Genomic DNA, 16,567 nt, shown 5'->3' on the forward strand with positions numbered 1-16,567 from the left:
CGAGAAAGGAACAGCGAGGATGCTCTCTTTGGACAAGGTGTACAACGCGGCCTATGCGCTGCGCGGGGTCGCGCGCAAGACCGACCTCATCGCGGCGCCCAACCTGGTCGACGGCATGGACCTGCACCTGAAGACGGAGAACCTGCAGGTGACGGGCTCGTTCAAGATCCGCGGAGCGTACTACAAGATCAACCGGCTGAGCAAGGAGGAGCTCGCGCACGGGATCATCGCCTGCAGCGCGGGCAACCACGCCCAGGGCGTCGCCCTCGCCGCGACCCACCTGGGCGTCAAGAGCGTGGTGTGCATGCCCGACGGCGCGCCCATCATGAAGGTCGAGAACACGCGCCGGCTCGGCGCCGAGGTGCGTCTCGTCAAGGGCACCTACGACGATGCCCACGACGAGGCAGTGCGCCTGCAGGACGAGACGGGCGCGACGTTCATCCACCCCTACGACGACGAGGACGTGATCGCGGGCCAGGGCACCATCGGCCTAGAGATCCTAGACCAGCTGGATGGGGTGGACGCGGTCGTCGTCCCGGTGGGGGGCGGCGGGCTCATCTCGGGCGTGGCGCTCGCCATCAAGAGCCTGCGCCCGGAGTGCAAGGTCTACGGCGTGCAGGCCGAGGGGGCCTCGGCCTTCGCGGACGCCTTCCACGAGGGGAGGTGGGCCTCCTCGGACTCGGCGGTGACGTTCGCTGACGGCATCCAGGTCAAGGTCCCCGGGACCTTGAACTTCGAGATGGTGGAGAAGTACGTCGACGACATCGTGACCGTCTCGGACGACGAGATCGCCGCGGCCATCCTGGCGCTCATGGAGCGCCAGAAGCTCGTGGCGGAGGGCGCGGGTGCGACCCCGGTCGCGGCCTGCATGTTCGGCCACCTGCCGCTCGCGGGCAAGCGCGTCGTATGCGTGGTCTCCGGCGGCAACATCGACGTCAACATCCTGTCGCGGGTAATCAACCGCGGCCTGGCCATGAGCGGGCGCAAGGTCACGCTCTCGCTCAGGCTGACGGACAAGCCCGGCCAGCTCGAGCAGGTCAGCCGCATCATCGCTGAGCTCGGCGCCAACGTGGTCTCGGTCGACTACGACCTGAGCGACCCCGACCTGCCCATCTCGAGCTGCATCCTGCGCGTGGGCATGGAGACCCGCGACGCGCAGCAGATCGAGGAGATCAGGGAGCACCTGCAAGACGCGGGCTTCTCGCTCGCCAACTGACGCAATCGTCGGAGCCGCCTCGGGGCGGCGCCCAGAAGGAGGAACCCATGGAGAAGGACCCTGAGCGCGCGGGCGTCACGAGCGACGCCATCAAGTTCGGCGCGGCGAACGCCGCCCACCGCTCCCTGTTCAACGCCCTCGGCTGGACTGAGGAGGAGGTCGAGAGGCCGCTTGTCGGCATCGTGAGCTCCTTCAACGAGGTCGTGCCGGGGCACATGAACATCGACAAGATCACGGAGGCCGTGAAGATGGGCGTCGCCGAGGCCGGCGGCATGCCCGTGGTGTTCCCGGCCATCGCCGTCTGCGACGGCATCGCGATGGGTCACACGGGGATGAAGTACTCCCTCGTCACGCGCGACCTGATCGCGGACTCGACGGAGTGCATGGCCCGCGCGCACGGCTTCGACGCGCTCGTCATGATCCCCAACTGCGACAAGAACGTGCCCGGCCTGCTCATGGCCGCCGCCCGCCTCGACCTGCCGTGCACCTTCGTCTCCGGTGGCCCCATGCTCGCCGGACATATCGACGGCCACAAGACGAGCCTCTCGTCGATGTTCGAGGCGATGGGCGCCTACAGCGCCGGCAGGATCGGTGAGGAGAAGCTCCACGAGTTCGAGTGCAAGGCCTGCCCGAGCTGCGGCTCGTGCTCCGGCATGTACACCGCCAACTCCATGAACTGCCTGACCGAGGTCATCGGCATGGGGCTTCCCGGCAACGGCACCATCCCAGCCGTCTACTCCAGGCGCATCCAGCTCGCCAAGCACGCCGGCATGGCCGTCATGGAGATGCTCAGGCGCCACGTCACGGCCCGAGACATCATGACCCGCGAGGCCTTCAGGAACGCGCTGACCGTGGACATGGCGCTCGGATGCTCGACCAACACGATGCTGCACCTGCCTGCCATCGCGCACGAGTGCGGCATAGAGATCGACCTCTCCGACGCCAACGCGATGAGCGAGCGAACCCCCAACCTCTGTCACCTCGCACCGGCCGGCCCCACCTACATGGAGGACCTCGACGAGGCGGGCGGCATCCCCGCGGTCATGGCGGAGCTTGACAAGCTCGGGCTCATAGACCGCGACTGCATGACCGTGACGGGCAGGACCGTGGGCGAGAACATCGCGTCGGCCCGCAACAGGAACCCCGAGGTCATCCGCACCCCCGACAACCCCTTCTCGCCGACGGGCGGCATCGCCGTGCTGCGCGGCAACCTGGCGCCTGAGGGCTCGGTCGTGAAGCGCTCCGCCGTGGCCCCCGAGATGCTCGTCCACGAGGGCCCCGCGCGCGTCTTCGAGAGCGAGGAGGAGGCCCAGGCCGCGATCGACGCCGACCAAATCAACCCCGGCGACGTCGTGGTCATCCGCTACGAGGGCCCCAAGGGCGGTCCCGGCATGCGCGAGATGCTCACCCCGACCTCGGCGATCATGGGGCGCGGCCTCGGGACTTCCGTGGCGCTCATCACGGACGGGCGCTTCTCGGGAGCGACCCGCGGCGCCTGCGTCGGCCATGTGTCGCCCGAGGCCGCCTCGGGAGGGCCGATCGGCATCGTGCGGGAGGGCGACACCATCTCGATCGACATCCCCAACTGCAGGATCGAGCTCAAGATTCCCGAGGAGGAGTACGAGCGCCGCATGAGCGAGTTCACTCCGAAGAAGAAGGAGCTCACGGGCTACCTCAGGCGCTACGCAGAGCTCGTCTCGAGCGGTGCCAAGGGAGCGGTCCTGAACTAGGGGACGCGCCAGAGGGCTTTCCGGACGCGCGGGGTGCTGCTGCGCCCCGCGCGTCTCCTAGGGGTTTCGGCCCGGGAAGGAAGGGAAATGTCGGAGTTCAGCAAGGGGGAGGCCATGCGCGAGCTCGCTATGCGCCTGGACGCCCTCGTGGTCTTCCGCGACCTGCTCCATGACCCTGTGATCTCCTCGCTGGGAGACCTCGTCAGGGATCCGGGCGTGTCCACGTACGCCACCTTCGTCGCGGCGCTCGTGGAGCGGGGCGGCTCTGCGGGCCTCTCGGGGTACGTGCGCGAGGCCGTCTGTGACGACGAGAACCCCTACACGCGCCTGAGGGCGGCGGGCGAGGAGGTCCCCGCGTCCATGCGGCGCGCCGTCGAGGAGGAGCTCGAGACCTTCCAGCAGGTCGCGGACCTCACGGTCGACGACCTGCGCTCCGGGCTTCCGGGGGAGCGGTTCCTGCCCGCCTTCGAGGAGGGGGAGCGCGTCGAGCTGGCGCATACCTACCATGCGCGGGTCGAAGACATGGGTCGCTACGGCTTCGGGATCTACGCGCGCTACCGCATGTTCCTCCTCGATGACGACGGCGCGATCGAGCCGGTCAAGTACCCCGATCCCGTGCGCCTCTCCGAGCTGGTGGACTACGAGCGCGAGAAGCGCGTCATCCTGGACAACACCCGTGCGCTCCTCGCGGGTCGTCCTGCGGCGAACATCCTGCTCACGGGCGACGCAGGGACCGGCAAGTCCTCTACGGTGAAGGCCGTGGTCAACGAGCTCGCCGGCGAGGGGCTTCGCATCCTGCAGGTCAGGAAGGACCAGCTCCACCAGATCCCCGAGCTCCTGGACGCCCTCACGGCCAACCCGCTCAAGTTCATCCTCTTCATCGACGACCTGTCCTTCTCGGCCAACGACGACAACTACGCCGCGCTCAAGGCGATCCTGGAGGGGTCGGTCTCGGCGAAGTCGGGCAACGTCGTGGTGTACGCCACGAGCAACCGGCGCCACCTCGTGAAGGAGAGCTTCTCGGACCGCGAGGGAGACGAGGTCCACCGCAACGACACCATGCAGGAGATCATCTCGCTGAGCGAGCGCTTCGGCATCCACGTGAGCTTCTACCGGCCCGACAAGAGGACCTACCTCGACATCGTGAGGAGCCTCGCCGCCCAGCGCGGGCTCGCGGCGGACCCGGAGGCGCTCGACGCCGCGGCCGAGAAGTTCGCGCTCAGGCGCGGCGGCCGGTCGGCCCGCGGCGCCCGGCAGTTCGTCGACGCAGTGGAGTCAGGCTCGGTCGCGCTCTAGCCGACCGCGTACGGTCGGGCCGGCAGCGCGCGCGACCTGAGGCGGGCCCAGGTGCCGGGAAGTCCGGTGCCTGGGCCCGCCTCGTGCTCCTGCGATCAGGCGCTCGTGTCAGTAGACCATCCCCATGGCCTCGCGGACCTCCTGCAGGGTTGACTCGGCTATCTCGTTGGCGCGGCGGTTGCCGTCGTGGAGGACGTCTTGCACGTAGCCGAGGTCGGCCTCGAAGCGGTGCCTGCGCTCGCGGATCGGCGCGAAGTAGTCGTTCACCGCCTGGGTGACGTACTTCTTGAGCTGGCCGGAGCCGCCGTCTCCGATCTCGGCGGCAATCTCCTCCGGGTCGCGGCCGGTGCAGATGCCGGCGGTCGTGAGCAGGGCCGAGACGCCGGGGCGCCCCTCGGGGTCGAAGGTGATGTGGCGGTCGGAGTCCGTCCGGGACTTCTTGATGAGCCTGGCCGTCTCCTCGGCCGTCATGGAGATCGAGATGGCATTGCCGTACGACTTGCTCATCTTGCGCCCGTCGAGGCCGGGGATGAGCGGCGTCGAGGTCAGAAGGCCGCTGACCTCGGGGAAGACCCTTCCGTAGCGCTCGTTGAAGCGGCGGGAGATCTTGGCGGTCACCTCGATGTGGGGCAGCTGGTCACGGCCGACCGGGACGATGTTGCCCTTGCAGAACAGGATGTCGCAGGCCTGGTGGACCGGGTAGGTGAGGAGCAGACCCGTGAGCGAGTGGCCCGACGCCTCCATCTCGGCCTTGACCGTGGGGTTGCGCTGCAGCTCGGCCTCGGAGACGAGCGAGAGGAAGGGGAGCATGAGCTGGTTCTCCGCCGGGACCGCCGAGTGCGTGAAGATCATGGTCTTGTCGGGGTCGATCCCGCAGGCGAGGTAGTCCATGACCATGTTGTAGACGTTGTCGCGGATGTGCTCGGTCGTGTCTCGGTCGGTGATGACCTGATAGTCGGCGATGATGATGTTCGTCCTCACGCCGGCGTCCTGCAGCCTCACGCGCTCCTTGATCGTGCCGAAGTAGTGCCCCAGGTGCAGCCGGCCCGTCGGGCGGTCGCCCGTGAGCATCACGTAGGGCTCGGTCTTGCCGGCGGCGATGTCGGCCTGGATCTGGTCTGAGCGGCGAAGGGCCGCCTCGTAGCTTCCCTCGTTGGGCATGTTGGCTCCCATCCTCCTGGCGCGCCGGTCTGCGCGCCCGCATACGGTCTTCTATGGTAAGCCTAGCCGGCCGATCCTGGGGCGGACTTCGCGGTTGGGCCGAACATCTGCGGCGGGTTGGCGTCGAGCTCGGCCTGGGCCGCGCGCCAGCCGGGGCAGTGGGCGTCCATGAGGGAGTAGAACGCGGGGCCGTGGCTCGGCTCGGCGAGGTGGCAGAGCTCGTGGGTCACCACCGTCACGAGGCAGGAGGGGCTTCGCTCGGCGAGGGCCACGTTCAGGCGGATGCGACCGGTCCTGGGGGTGCAGGAGCCCCAGCGGGTCCTCATCCACCTCGTCGACACCGCGCTCGCGCACCTCCCGACCTCGGACTCGCATGCCGACAGGACCTCGGGCAGCCTCAGCGCGAGCTCGGAAGCGAGGAGGTCGGCCACGAGGACGCGGCGTGCCCCCACGGCCCGGCTCGCGTCGCCGAGGAGCCACGAGGGCCCCGAGAGCACGAGCTCCGCACCCTCGAGGGCACACGACGGCGTCTCCCCGTCCGCGCGGAGGCGGACCGTGCGGGGCCGCCCCCACACGGAGACGAGCTCGCCGGCGGAGACGTCCGTGGCGAGGCGCTCCTCCCGAGCGATGGCTTCGGCGCGCCTCTCACGTATCCACGCGAGGTGAGCGCGCGCGCAGGCCTCCGCGGCTGCGCGGGAGGTCCTCAGGGGCACGCTCATGCGCACCTCGCCGCCCGCACGGACCCTGAGGTTGACGTTCCTGACGCGCTTGCGGGTCACCTCGATGCTGATGCCGTCGAGCCGGAGCACGTAGGAGTCGTCGGGTCGCATGGCTTCCAGGGTAGTGCCTCCCCTCCGGTCCTCGCGCGTCCGGGCCCCTGCCCCCACGCCCGAGGTAGAATCTTAAAATGGTCTCAATGCGAATCAATTCCCGTTTCGCAACTCCAATACGGTATCGTAGTGTGAGTCGGAAGGGGGACCCATGGCAAGCTCCTATGGGGAGAACGCGAGCAAGTCGGCCCTGCGCTCGAGCTACCTCGAGCTGTGTAGGAACTTCCCCGAGGGTCTGGCCGCAGGCGTCGACCGTGCGGTCGTCCGTATGCTGGGCATGGTGCGCGAGTACCGCGAGGCGGGCCTCGTCCTCGCCTACGTGCCCTTCCACGAGGAGATGGACACCAGGCCCGTCATCGAGCGGGCGCTCGCGCAGGGCAAGAGGGTCGCGCTGCCCTATCTCCAGCCCAGGACGTCCAGGCTCTCCTTCTTTGAGGTCGCGTCGGCGGACGGCGTGGAGCTCGCCTCGCGGGGCATGCGCGTGCCCCCGGTGGGGGAGCAGCCCCTCGAGGCGGGCGAGATGGTGGGCTCGGTTTGCCTCGTCCCCGGCCTCGTGTTCGACGGGGAGGGCTACCGCGTGGGCTACGGTGCTGGCTACTACGACGAGTTCCTGGCCTTCTACCCGGGCGAGAAGATCGGCCTGGTCCGCTCGATGCAGGTGAGCAGCAACCCGCTCCCGCACGACGAGCACGACGTGCCCGTCGACGTCCTCGTGACGGAGGGGAGCGTCTGGCGCTGCCGCAGGCTCTAGCGGCTGGCCCTAGCGGGGACGCGGACTAGCCGAGGCCGATGTGTGCCGCGAGGTCGCGGATGGCCTTGGCGTAGCCCTCGAGCCCGAGTCCGGCCACCGTCTCGAAGCAGGCAAGACGCACGAACGAGATGCGCCTGAAGCCCTCGCGCTGGTCGACCTGGGAGATGTGGACCTCGACCGCGGGAAGCGCGACGGCCTTCAGCGCGTCGAGTATCGCGACGGAGGTGTGCGTGTAGGCCGCGGGGTTGATCACGATGCCGTCGAAGGCGCCGAGAGCCTCCTGGATCTTGTCGACGATGTCGCCCTCGTGGTTGGACTGGAAGACCTCGCAGGTGGCGAAGCCCGCCTCGCGCGCCGCCTTCTGGCAGAGGCGCTCGAGGTAGTGGTAGTCGTGCGTGCCATAGATGGAGGGCTCGCGGACGCCGAGCATGTTGATGTTGGGCCCGTTGATGACCAGGAGGGCAGCCTTGGCATGGGGCCGTGGCGTCTCGCCCGCGTCAGGCGCGGAGCCGTCGAGAAGCTGCACGAGCGCCGCTATGTCCTCCTGGCTATCCACCTTCACCACCCCTCCCTTGGTGCGGGCCGCCTCCGTGACGTCCTTGGCTGACGAGTCGCCACCCGGCCTTTCGGGAGCGGACGGGGCCTCCACCGCCTTGGGCCTTCCGCCTGAGGCGGTGGAGGGACTGTGCACCACGGGCTGCGCCGCCCGTCCGCCCACGCCGGCGAAGAAGGTCCTGCCGTCCTTCGGGGGGATCCCCGTCCTTGCCACGAAGGCGCGCCAGACGTCCTCGACGATGCGAGGCCCGAAGACCACCTCCACGCCGGCGCCACCGCGATGGCGAACGCCCAGGACCCCGGGGATGGCAAGCAGGGAGGCGTCGTCGACCTTCGAGGGGTCGCGCGTCGTGAGGCGCAGCCTGGTCATGCAAACGCCGTTCGCCTTGATGTTGCCGGTACCGCCCACGGCGTCGATGACCAGCTCCGCGATCTTGTCCTTATCCACGCGACCCACCCGTACTGGCAGCTGTACTGGCAGCTGTACTAAATCGTATCCAACGAATACGATTATACGAGTGCGCACCGTGGTGACGGGGAGCCGAGCCCCACATCGGTGGACGGTCGAGGGCCCTGTCGCCTGCTGAGTTGTGGTATGGAAGGCGCGCTAGAGGCCGAGTGCGCCCCGGATGGCCTCGGCGTCCCCCGCGGCCGAACCCGTGCAGGCGAGCACCAGGTTTGCCCAGCTGCGGTAGAGCCCCATGCGCTCGCGCGCGAGCCGTTCCACGCCCCTGCTCGCCGAGAGCGGCCTGCCCCTGCTCGAGAGCTGCTCGAGCGGCCGGTCGAGCGCAACGATCGTGCTGTTCTGGCGCAGGAGCGCGTAGTTCTCCTCCCGCGTCACGACGCCGCCACCGCAGGCGATGACCAGGCTCGAGCGGGACGCATAGCGCGAGAGCGTCTCGGTCTCGAGCGCCCGGAAGGCAGCCTCTCCGCGCTCGGTTATGCAGGCGGCGGGGGAGATGCCGTGGTCGAGGCCGAAGGCGTCGTCCAGGTCGACGAAGGGTCGCTTGAGGAGGCGCGCCAGCCTCTTGCCGCAGGTCGTCTTCCCGGAGCCTGGCATGCCTATGAGGGCGACGTTGAGCGTCTGGGCGCGAAGGTCCCGCTCCACGGCGGCCGCGAGCGCGTCGTCGACCTCGCGGCCGAGGAAGCGCTCGCTCGAGCGGCAGGCCTGCGAGACGAGCATGGCAAGGCCGCTCTCGGAGGGGACGCCGAGGCGCTCCGCGGCAAGGCAGATGCCCGTGCGCGTGGGGTTGTACACGACGTCGAGGACGCCGGCGAGGCCCCTCAGGCGGGCAAGGTCGCCCTCCGGGACGGGCGAGGCGGGGCAGCCGGGGAACATCCCCACCGGCGTGGCGTTGCAGACGAGCGCGGCGTCCGGGTGGCGCTCCGCCAGGGTCTCGTAGGTGTCGTCGCCCGAGCGCGAGATGACGGATACGTGCGCCCCCGCGTCCTCGAGGGCGGCGACCACCGCGTGCGAGGCCCCTCCCGACCCGAGGACGAGCGCCTCGCGACCCTCGAGGGCGCTGCGGGCGTCCCGCGCCGAGAGCTCGCGCACGCAGAAGCGCTCGAGCATCCAGGCGAAGCCGGTGAGGTCGGTGTTGTCGGCGAGGATGCGGCCGTCGGCCAACCTGACGAGGGTGTTTGCTACGCCGAGGCGCCTGGCGGCCGGCGTGTGCTCGTCCGCGAGCTCGAAGGCGCGCCTCTTGTAGGGGATGGTGACGTTGAGGCCCCGCCAGGAGCCGTGCCGGACGAATCCCTCCACCTCCTCGGGCTCGCGCTCAATGAGGGCGTAGGGGACGCTGCCCAGCGCGGCGTGGATCTGGGGCGACCAGCTGTGCGCGAGCGTCCGTCCGAGGAGGCCGAAGACGACCCCGTCCTCCGTCGGGCGCTCCCGTCCGCACCCCTCGCCAGCCGGGGTTCCCTCTGTGCGCTGCTCTGCCATGTCTAGAGCACCTCCGTGTAGCTGCCGAGGTAGCGGAACTCCTCGCACACGTCGGAGAGCGAGTTCATGAGGGTCTGGAACTCGGGTGCGGCGGCGGGGCAGTCCACGTCGAAGTAGAACATGAAGTCGAACTCGCGCTCGGGGATGGGGCGGCTCTCGAGCTTCACGAGGTTGATGTCGAGGGCGTAGAAGCGCGCCAGGACCTTGTAGAGGGCGCCAGGCTCGTGCTTCGTCTCGATCATGAGCGTCGAGCGGTCCGCCCCGGGGTAGATGGTGAGGTCGCGGCTGATGCAGGCGAAGCGCGTGTAGTTGTTCTGCAGGTCCTGGACGCTGCGCTCGAGGACCTCGAGCCCGTAGAGGTCGGCGCAGGCGGCCGAGGCGAGCGCGGCCACGTCGTCGCGGTCGGACTCCGCCACCATCCGTGCGGCCATGGCCGTGTTCTCCGTCACGTGTACGCGCACGTCGGGGAAGGTCGAGATGTAGTCGGCGCACTGGCTTATCGCCTGCTGGTGGCTGTAGATGATGTGGACGTCCTCCTTGCGCTGACCGGGCTTGGCGAGGAGGTTGTGGTCGATCTTCAAGCGGCAGGTCCTCACGATGTGGAAGTCGTGCTGCATCATGAGGTCGAAGACATGGTTGACGGAGCCGGCGGTCGAGTTCTCTATCGGAAGGACGCCGAACTTCACGATCCCGCGCTCGACGGCGGAGAAGACCGCGTCGAAGGTCTCGAAGTAGGCGATGTTCGCGCGCTTGAAGAGGCGGTCCACGGCGAGCTGCTGGTAGGCGCCCTCGACCCCCTGGCAGGCGACGAAGGCGCGCTCGGGGAAGTAGGGGGGCTGGGAGGCGAGTGCCGCGGCGACCGTCGTGGCGGCCGCGCTGCTCTTCCCGAGCCTGCGGTACTGGGCGTCCCGGGAGGCCTCCATGAGAAGGGACTCGAGGACGGCCGCATAGTGCTCGAGGCCTGCCCCGGCCCGATCGGCCGCTCGCTGGATGTTGTCGCGCTCGCGGGCCGCGTCGTAGACGGGCTTGCCAGTGTCGCGCTTGTACTCGGCGACCTCCGCCGCACAGGACATGCGCTCCTTGAAGAGGTCCAGGATCTGCCCGTCTATGGCGTCTATGCGGTTGCGTATCTCGAGGAGGTCGCTCATGGGTTGCCTTTCGGTCGTGTTGGGTCAGGGCGTTTAGGCGCCTAGGAGAGGGAGAGGGGCTCGCCCTCCGGTGGCCAGCTCAGCCAGGAGTCGAGGACGGCGAGGGCGCACACGGCCTCGCTCACGGGGACGGCGCGCACCGCCACGCAGGGGTCGTGCCTGCCGTGGACCCTGAGCTTGGCAGGCTCCATCGTGGTGAGGTCGACCGAGTCCTGCTCGCGGGCGATGCTCGAGGTCGGCTTCATGGCGATGCGGAAGACTATGGGGGCGCCGGTGCTTATCCCGCCGAGGGCGCCGCCGGCGTTGTTCGTCGCGGGGGCGCAGCGCCCGTCGCGTACCACGTAGGGGTCGTTGTCCTCGTGGCCCCGCATCGCGGCGACGCCGAAGCCCGCCCCGAACTCGATGCCTTTGACGGCGGGGATGCCGAAGGCCGCCCGGGCGATGGTGTTCTCGATGCCGTCGAACATGGGGGACCCCACCCCCGCGGGGAGGCCGCAGCAGACGCACTCGACGAGGCCGCCGACCGAGTCGAGGTCGCGTCGCGCGGACTCGATCTCGTCGAGCATCGCCCGGCCCACCTCGGGGTCTATGGTCGGCAGCGGTGACGCTGTGGCCAAGCGTTCCATCTGCGAAGCCAAGGCGCGCGCCGACTCCGGCGAGTTGTCGAGGGCCGAGAAGCGCTCGTCACGCACGGACCCCACCTGCGCAAGGTGGGAGCGGATGCGGACGCCCTTCTCCTCGAGCAGCTGGAGCGCGATCCCACCGGCCGCGCACAGCGGGGCCGTGAGCCTGCCGGAGAAGTGCCCGCCACCTGGGACGTCCTGGCTTCCGTGCCACTTCGCCCACGCGGTGAAGTCGGCGTGGCCTGGGCGCGGCACCGCGAGGAGGTTGTCGTAGTCGCGCGAGCGCGTGTTGGTGTTCATGATCGCCAGGGCAAGCGGCGCACCACACGTCTCGCCCTGCACGTTGAGCCCCGAGAGCACGCGGACGGCGTCGGGCTCCTTGCGCGGGGTGGACCAGGGTCCCTGGCCCGGCGCGCGACGCGCCATGAAGGCAGCGAGGGCGTCGAGGTCGACGCCGAAGCCTGCCGGCAGCCCCTCCACGACGCAGCCGATCCCCTCCGAGTGGGACTGGCCGAAGACGGTGACCCTGAGCGTGGTGCCGAAGCTAGAGGGCATGTTCGTCCCCCTTCCTGGTGACGGAGCCGCCGAGCAGCTCGTAGTCCTCGAAGAACGCGGGGTAGGACTTTGAGACGCACTCCGCGCCTCGGATGGTCACGTCCCCGGTGGCGCGGGTGGCGGCGATGGCGGCCATCATCGCGATCCGGTGGTCGTTTGCGGCGTCGACCTCGCCGCCGAGAAGAGACTCGCGCCCCACAATCACGAGGTCGTCCCCCACGGCGCGCGCGTCCGCGCCGAGGGCACGGAGCGCGGCCGACACCGTCTCGAGGCGGTCGGACTCCTTGAGGCGGAGCCTGCCGGCGTGCGTGAGGCGCGTCGTTCCGGGGCAGAGCGCCGCCACGGCGGCGAGCGGCGGCACGAGGTCGGGGAAGTCGGAGACGTCCAGGGTCGTGGCACGCGGCCTGTCCTTGGTGACGCGCGCCGCCCCGCCCCTCCTTGCGACGCGCGCGCCGAAGCAGGAGAGCGCGGCGAGGATCGAACGGTCGCCCTGGGCGCTCGAGAGGTCGAGCCCCGTGACGGCGACGCCGCCGTCCGAGAGCGCACCGGCTGCGAGCCAGAACGCGGCGTTTGACCAGTCGCCCTCGACCTCGCAGAGCCCCGGCGAGGCGGGCCGGACGCCTGTGGGCGCGAGGGAGAAGACCGTGAGGCCCTCGCCGCCCTCCTCCTCGTGGCGCACCGACACGTCGACGCCGAAGGTGGCGAGGGCGCTCGTCGTGAGGTTGACGTAGGGGAGGGACTCGACCGGCTCCGTGACGGCGACCTCGACGGGGCCTCTGAGCAGCGGCGCCGCGAGCAGGAGACCACTCACGAACTGCGAGGAGACGTCGCCAGGCAGGCGGAAGCGGCCGGAGGAGATCGGGCCTGAGACCTTGAGCGGGAAGCTTCCCTCCTCCGAGATTGTCGCCCCGTGGGCGCGCAGCTCGGAGAGGAGCGGCTCGAGGGGCCGGTCGGCGAGCCTTCCGTGGCCGACGACCTCGACTGGCCCGCCCAGCGCGCAGATGACGGGGACGAGGAAGCGCAGGGTGGACCCGGACTCGCCGCAGTCGACGCGCACCGGGCGCGCGGGGCGACGAGTCGCCTCCGGAACGGGGACGACGCGGTAACCGACCTGCGTCCGGGTCACGCGGGCGCCGAGCGCGCGCAGGCAGCCTGCGGTCGCCTCGATGTCCGCGGACGTCGTCGAGCAGTGTACGTCGGTCGTGCACGAGGAGACGGCCGCGAGGATGAGCAGTCGGTGTGCAATCGACTTGGACGATATCGCGGGGAGCGCTCCTGAGAGGGGCGTGGGATGACAGACGATATCCATGGTCCTCCAACTAGAGTGGGCAGGTGCCGCAGCCGAGGTCGACGAGCTCGCGAAGCTCCCCGAGGGAGGTCTTGCGGATCTCGACCGAGCCGATGCGCCTGGGGACGACGACGTTCACGGAGTCGCCGTGCCGCTTCTTGTCGTGGGTGGCGAAGTGCATGATCAGGTCGTGGTCGAGGTCGGTGTCGAGGGGGAGCCCGTGCGCGGCGACGACCCTCTCGACCGCGCGCGCCGTCTGCTGAGAGCACCAGCCCTTCGCCGCCGCGGCCCTCGACATGCAGCACATGCCGGCCGCGACGCAGGTGCCGTGTCCCAGCCTGAATTCGCTCGCGGCCTCGATGGCGTGGCCGATCGTGTGGCCGAAGTTAAGGGTCTGCCTGAGCCCGTGCTCGCGCTCGTCCGCCACGACGACGTCGCGCTTGATCTCGACGTTGCGCGCGACGACGCGGACGAGCTCGTCTTTGGGGTAGCCGGCCGAGGAGAGCGGGCGGCGCCCCACCTCCTCGAAGAGCGACTCGTCCGCGATGACGCCGTGCTTGATGACCTCGCCGCAGGAGTCTCGGAGCAGCTCGGGCGAGAGGGTGTCGAGGCAGTCCACGTCTGCGACGACGACCGAGGGCTGTAGGAAGGCGCCTGCGAGGTTCTTGCCCGCCTCGAGGTCCACGGCCGTCTTGCCGCCGACCGAGGAGTCGACCATGGCGAGAAGGGAGGTCGGCACCTGCGCGACCTTGCAGCCGCGCTGGTAGAGGGCGGCCGCGAGGCCCGCCATATCGCCGCAGACGCCGCCGCCGAGGGCGACAACCACATCGTCGCGGCCGAGCCCCTCCTCGGCGAGGCTCTCGAGGACGTCCCCGAGCGTGGAGAGCCGCTTGCTCCGCTCTCCCGCCGGGAAGCTCACGAGCGCGGTCCTGTAGCCCGCGGCCGCGAGGGAGGAGAGCGCCCTCTCGGCGTAGAGCGGCCCTACGTTGGAGTCCGTGACGACGGCAGCCACCTCGCCTCCCGCCGACTCGCGCACGAGCCGGCCCACCTCGTCGAGCATCCCGCGCCCTACGTGGACCTCATAGGACCGAGAGGGCGTCCTCACGGGTACGACCGTATCCTTGCGCGTGCTCATCGTCCCTCGACCTCCCTCTTGCGGCGGTCGCCCTCGCGCAGGAGCGCCTCCAGGGCGTTCGCGTCGCGGGCGTCGATCGCGTCCTTGTACTGTTGCAGGTTGTCGATGAGGATGCCGATCTCCCGCGAGAGGTTGTCGGCGTCATCGAGGAAGAGCTCCGTCCACATGGGGGCGTTGAGGCGCGCGACGCGCGTGAGGTCGCGGTAGGAACCGGCCGAGAAGCCCTTGTGCACCTTCGCGGAGGGGCTCTTGACGTAGGCGTTGGAGACCACGTGGGCGAGCTGGGAGGTGAAGGCGATCACCTCGTCGTGCAGCTCCGCCGTGGTCACGGTGTACTGGCCGAAGCCCACGGGCGAAAGCAGTCGCTCGACGCGGTCGAGAAGGTCGAGGCGGGTCAGGTCGTCGAGGCCCGGTGGCGGCACCATCACCATGGGCGCCTTGTGGAACATGTTCGCGCGCGAGTGCGCGTAGCCCGAGTACTGCGTCCCCGCCATGGGATGGCAGCCCACGAAGTACCAGGGACGCCCCTCGGCGATGGCGAAGCATCTCTCGCAGATGACGCGCTTGACGCCGACCGTGTCGATGACGATGGCACCCGGGGAGATCAGGTCCGCCATCTTCTCGAGCCACTCGATGCTCACTGCGGGGTAGCCGCACAGGATGACGAGCTCGCAGGTGGGTATCGCCTCGTCGGTGAGCTCGCCGTCGACGGTGTCGATCATGGCAAGCTCGAGCGTCTGGCGCGTCCGGTTCCAGGCGTACACCTCGCGGCCTCCCTGGTGGAGGGCGCGGGCGAAGGAGCCTCCCATGAGGCCTAGCCCCACGATGCCCACGCGCCCGGGCACGAATGCGGGGTTCTCTGGGATGGTGGGCCCAGAGGCGAGGACGCGGGCGTTTGTCTCCTCTGCCATAGCTACTCCGTCTCCGCGCAGGCGGCCTCGCGGATGAGGGCGAGGCGCCTCATCGCGTCGGCGAACTGGGCGGGCGTCAGGGCCTGGGCACCGTCAGACCACGCCTCGCTCGGCCGGTCGTGGACCTCGATTTCGAGGCCGTCGGCGCCGGCGGCGCAGGCGGCGTAGGCAATCGGGCGCACGTAGCGGGTGTAGCCGGTCGCGTGGCTCGGGTCCCCGACGACGGGCAGGTGGGAGAGGTGATGCAGGACGGGGATGGCGTTGACGTCGAACGTGTTCCTGGTGCGCGTCTCGAAGGTGCGGATTCCGCGCTCGCAGAGGATGACGTTGGGGTTGCCCTCGCTCATCACGTACTCGGCCGCCATGAGGAGCTCGTCGATGGTCATCGCGAAGCCGCGCTTGAGCAGCACCGGCACCCGGGTCTTTCCGACCTCCCTGAGCAGTGCGAAGTTTTGAGAGTTGCGGGCTCCGATCTGCATGACGTCGACGCCCTTGTCGACGAACAGGGCGACGTCGCGCGGGTCCATGACCTCCGTGACGACGGGCATGTCGAGCTCTCCGCCCGCCTCCATGAGCAGGTCGAGCCCATGAGGGCCCATGCCCTGGTAGGAGTAGGGGCTCGTCCGGGGCTTGTAGGCGCCGCCGCGCAGCATGGTGGCGCCGGCGGCCTTGACGGCCCGCGCAATCCGGAGGAGGTTCTCGCCCTCTACGGAGCAGGGCCCTGCGATGACCTGGAAGCTGCCGCCGCCGATGGAGACGCCGTGACCGCAGTCGACGACGGTGTCCTCGGGGTGGAACTTGCGGTTTGCCTTCTTGAAGGGCTCCGTGACGCGCTGCACGCGCTCGACGATGTCCATAGACTCGAGGAGGAAGGGGTCGATCTGGGTCGTGTCGCCGATGATGCCCACGATCGTCTCGTTGTCGCCCTGGGAGACGTTGGTCTTGAACCCACGGCCCTCGATCCAGTCGACGAGGCCGTCGAGCTGGTCCTTCGTTGCGCTCTGCTTGATGACTGCGATCATGTGTCTTAGATGGCCTCCCTCGGCGGACGGCGCGCGTCGCCGGGTTGATGGATAGTTGGTATGTCATACTACAAATCCGCGAGAAGAGCGATATACTCTCCTCTCGGAGTTGCCGGCAGTGCCGTGCTTGCTAAGTGGTCCCGTAGCTCAGCGGATTAGAGCGTTCGCCTCCGGAGCGAAAGGTCGTGGGTTCGAGCCCCACCGGGATCACCATTTCTTTTCCCTTATACTCCAGCTTCTTTTCCAACGTATGTCACGGGCATGGTCCCATTTGGACGGAGGCGCGCTGGCTCCTCTCGCGACTCCGCGTGGGGCTTGTGCCAGAGATGGTAGGTGTCCACAGCCATCCAGGCCTATGGCTTGTAACAAATGGTCTCCCTGTCGTAATCAGCGGTCGGGCGCCT

General features: G+C 69.2%; 14 protein-coding genes and 1 tRNA gene. 5 read left to right on the forward strand and 10 right to left on the reverse strand.

Annotated features, from left to right (window positions below; all coding sequences use genetic code 11):
• The first annotated feature begins 19 nt into the window (after positions 1 to 19).
• The 3 genes from ilvA (at position 20) to VXJ25_RS04315 (ending at position 4,242) form a co-directional block, all read left to right on the forward strand.
• Positions 20 to 1,216: a threonine ammonia-lyase gene (gene ilvA / locus VXJ25_RS04305; RefSeq protein ID WP_330957981.1), complete on the forward strand. Its 1,197-nt coding sequence runs from the start codon at positions 20 to 22 to the stop codon at positions 1,214 to 1,216.
• 47 nt (positions 1,217 to 1,263) lie between these two features.
• Positions 1,264 to 2,946, forward strand: a complete 1,683-nt coding sequence (gene ilvD / locus VXJ25_RS04310; protein ID WP_330957982.1) for a dihydroxy-acid dehydratase — start codon at positions 1,264 to 1,266, stop codon at positions 2,944 to 2,946.
• Between the two features lie 87 nt (positions 2,947 to 3,033).
• Positions 3,034 to 4,242, forward strand: coding sequence for an ATP-binding protein (locus VXJ25_RS04315; protein WP_330957983.1), 1,209 nt, complete (start codon positions 3,034 to 3,036; stop codon positions 4,240 to 4,242).
• A 108-nt stretch (positions 4,243 to 4,350) separates the two neighbouring features.
• On the opposite strand, the gene trpS is transcribed toward VXJ25_RS04315, so the two are convergent.
• Positions 4,351 to 5,403: a tryptophan--tRNA ligase gene (gene trpS, locus VXJ25_RS04320; protein WP_330957984.1), complete on the reverse strand. Its 1,053-nt coding sequence runs from the start codon at positions 5,401 to 5,403 to the stop codon at positions 4,351 to 4,353.
• Positions 5,404 to 5,465: 62 nt separating this feature from the next.
• Positions 5,466 to 6,233 carry a M48 family metallopeptidase gene (locus VXJ25_RS04325; RefSeq protein ID WP_330957985.1) on the reverse strand — a complete coding sequence of 256 codons (768 nt, stop codon included), beginning with the start codon at positions 6,231 to 6,233 and terminating at the stop codon, positions 5,466 to 5,468.
• 151 nt (positions 6,234 to 6,384) lie between these two features.
• On the opposite strand from VXJ25_RS04325, the gene VXJ25_RS04330 reads away from it, so the two are divergent.
• On the forward strand, positions 6,385 to 6,984 hold the full coding sequence (locus VXJ25_RS04330; RefSeq protein ID WP_330957986.1) for a 5-formyltetrahydrofolate cyclo-ligase: 600 nt from the start codon (positions 6,385 to 6,387) through the stop codon (positions 6,982 to 6,984).
• A gap of 25 nt (positions 6,985 to 7,009) precedes the next feature.
• On the opposite strand, the gene VXJ25_RS04335 is transcribed toward VXJ25_RS04330, so the two are convergent.
• From VXJ25_RS04335 to aroF, 8 genes are all read right to left on the reverse strand, one after another.
• Positions 7,010 to 7,987, reverse strand: a complete 978-nt coding sequence (locus VXJ25_RS04335; RefSeq protein ID WP_330957987.1) for a type II 3-dehydroquinate dehydratase — start codon at positions 7,985 to 7,987, stop codon at positions 7,010 to 7,012.
• A gap of 159 nt (positions 7,988 to 8,146) precedes the next feature.
• Positions 8,147 to 9,481: a shikimate kinase gene (locus tag VXJ25_RS04340; RefSeq protein ID WP_330957988.1), complete on the reverse strand. Its 1,335-nt coding sequence runs from the start codon at positions 9,479 to 9,481 to the stop codon at positions 8,147 to 8,149.
• A gap of 2 nt (positions 9,482 to 9,483) precedes the next feature.
• Entirely contained in the window at positions 9,484 to 10,629 is a 1,146-nt protein-coding gene (gene pheA / locus VXJ25_RS04345; protein WP_330957989.1) for a prephenate dehydratase, read from the reverse strand.
• Positions 10,630 to 10,670: 41 nt separating this feature from the next.
• Complete coding sequence (gene aroC / locus VXJ25_RS04350) at positions 10,671 to 11,807, reverse strand: chorismate synthase (protein ID WP_330957990.1); 1,137 nt, start codon at positions 11,805 to 11,807, stop codon at positions 10,671 to 10,673.
• Positions 11,797 to 13,116, reverse strand: coding sequence for a 3-phosphoshikimate 1-carboxyvinyltransferase (aroA, locus tag VXJ25_RS04355; protein WP_330957991.1), 1,320 nt, complete (start codon positions 13,114 to 13,116; stop codon positions 11,797 to 11,799). The genes aroC and aroA overlap by 11 nt, the downstream gene beginning before the upstream one ends.
• 10 nt (positions 13,117 to 13,126) lie before the next feature.
• Positions 13,127 to 14,230, reverse strand: a complete 1,104-nt coding sequence (gene aroB, locus VXJ25_RS04360) for a 3-dehydroquinate synthase (protein WP_330957992.1) — start codon at positions 14,228 to 14,230, stop codon at positions 13,127 to 13,129.
• Positions 14,227 to 15,141 (reverse strand): prephenate dehydrogenase, encoded by a 915-nt coding sequence (locus VXJ25_RS04365; protein ID WP_330957993.1) that lies wholly within the window; start codon positions 15,139 to 15,141, stop codon positions 14,227 to 14,229. Before VXJ25_RS04365 ends, aroB begins: the two co-directional genes overlap by 4 nt.
• Before the next feature lie 2 nt (positions 15,142 to 15,143).
• Positions 15,144 to 16,163: a 3-deoxy-7-phosphoheptulonate synthase gene (gene aroF / locus VXJ25_RS04370; RefSeq protein WP_330957994.1), complete on the reverse strand. Its 1,020-nt coding sequence runs from the start codon at positions 16,161 to 16,163 to the stop codon at positions 15,144 to 15,146.
• 136 nt (positions 16,164 to 16,299) lie between these two features.
• Between aroF and VXJ25_RS04375 the strand changes: the two genes are divergently transcribed.
• Positions 16,300 to 16,376, forward strand: a tRNA-Arg gene (locus VXJ25_RS04375).
• The last annotated feature ends 191 nt before the right edge of the window (positions 16,377 to 16,567 follow it).

This window comes from Olsenella absiana, assembly GCF_036408855.1.
In the GTDB taxonomy this organism is placed as follows: domain Bacteria; phylum Actinomycetota; class Coriobacteriia; order Coriobacteriales; family Atopobiaceae; genus Olsenella_K; species Olsenella_K absiana.

What these genes read in the sequence shown, in the direction of transcription:
- VXJ25_RS04315 (WP_330957983.1), top strand. Translation starts at nt 3,034, where the DNA reads ATGTCGGAGTTCAGCAAGGGGGAGGCCATGCGCGAGCTCGCTATGCGC.
- trpS (WP_330957984.1), bottom strand. Translation starts at nt 5,403, where the DNA reads ATGCCCAACGAGGGAAGCTACGAGGCGGCCCTTCGCCGCTCAGACCAG.
- ilvA (WP_330957981.1), top strand. Translation starts at nt 20, where the DNA reads ATGCTCTCTTTGGACAAGGTGTACAACGCGGCCTATGCGCTGCGCGGG.
- aroB (WP_330957992.1), bottom strand. Translation starts at nt 14,230, where the DNA reads ATGAGCACGCGCAAGGATACGGTCGTACCCGTGAGGACGCCCTCTCGG.
- ilvD (WP_330957982.1), top strand. Translation starts at nt 1,264, where the DNA reads ATGGAGAAGGACCCTGAGCGCGCGGGCGTCACGAGCGACGCCATCAAG.
- VXJ25_RS04365 (WP_330957993.1), bottom strand. Translation starts at nt 15,141, where the DNA reads ATGGCAGAGGAGACAAACGCCCGCGTCCTCGCCTCTGGGCCCACCATC.
- pheA (WP_330957989.1), bottom strand. Translation starts at nt 10,629, where the DNA reads ATGAGCGACCTCCTCGAGATACGCAACCGCATAGACGCCATAGACGGG.
- aroA (WP_330957991.1), bottom strand. Translation starts at nt 13,116, where the DNA reads ATGGATATCGTCTGTCATCCCACGCCCCTCTCAGGAGCGCTCCCCGCG.
- VXJ25_RS04340 (WP_330957988.1), bottom strand. Translation starts at nt 9,481, where the DNA reads ATGGCAGAGCAGCGCACAGAGGGAACCCCGGCTGGCGAGGGGTGCGGA.
- VXJ25_RS04330 (WP_330957986.1), top strand. Translation starts at nt 6,385, where the DNA reads ATGGCAAGCTCCTATGGGGAGAACGCGAGCAAGTCGGCCCTGCGCTCG.
- aroC (WP_330957990.1), bottom strand. Translation starts at nt 11,807, where the DNA reads ATGCCCTCTAGCTTCGGCACCACGCTCAGGGTCACCGTCTTCGGCCAG.
- VXJ25_RS04325 (WP_330957985.1), bottom strand. Translation starts at nt 6,233, where the DNA reads ATGCGACCCGACGACTCCTACGTGCTCCGGCTCGACGGCATCAGCATC.
- aroF (WP_330957994.1), bottom strand. Translation starts at nt 16,163, where the DNA reads ATGATCGCAGTCATCAAGCAGAGCGCAACGAAGGACCAGCTCGACGGC.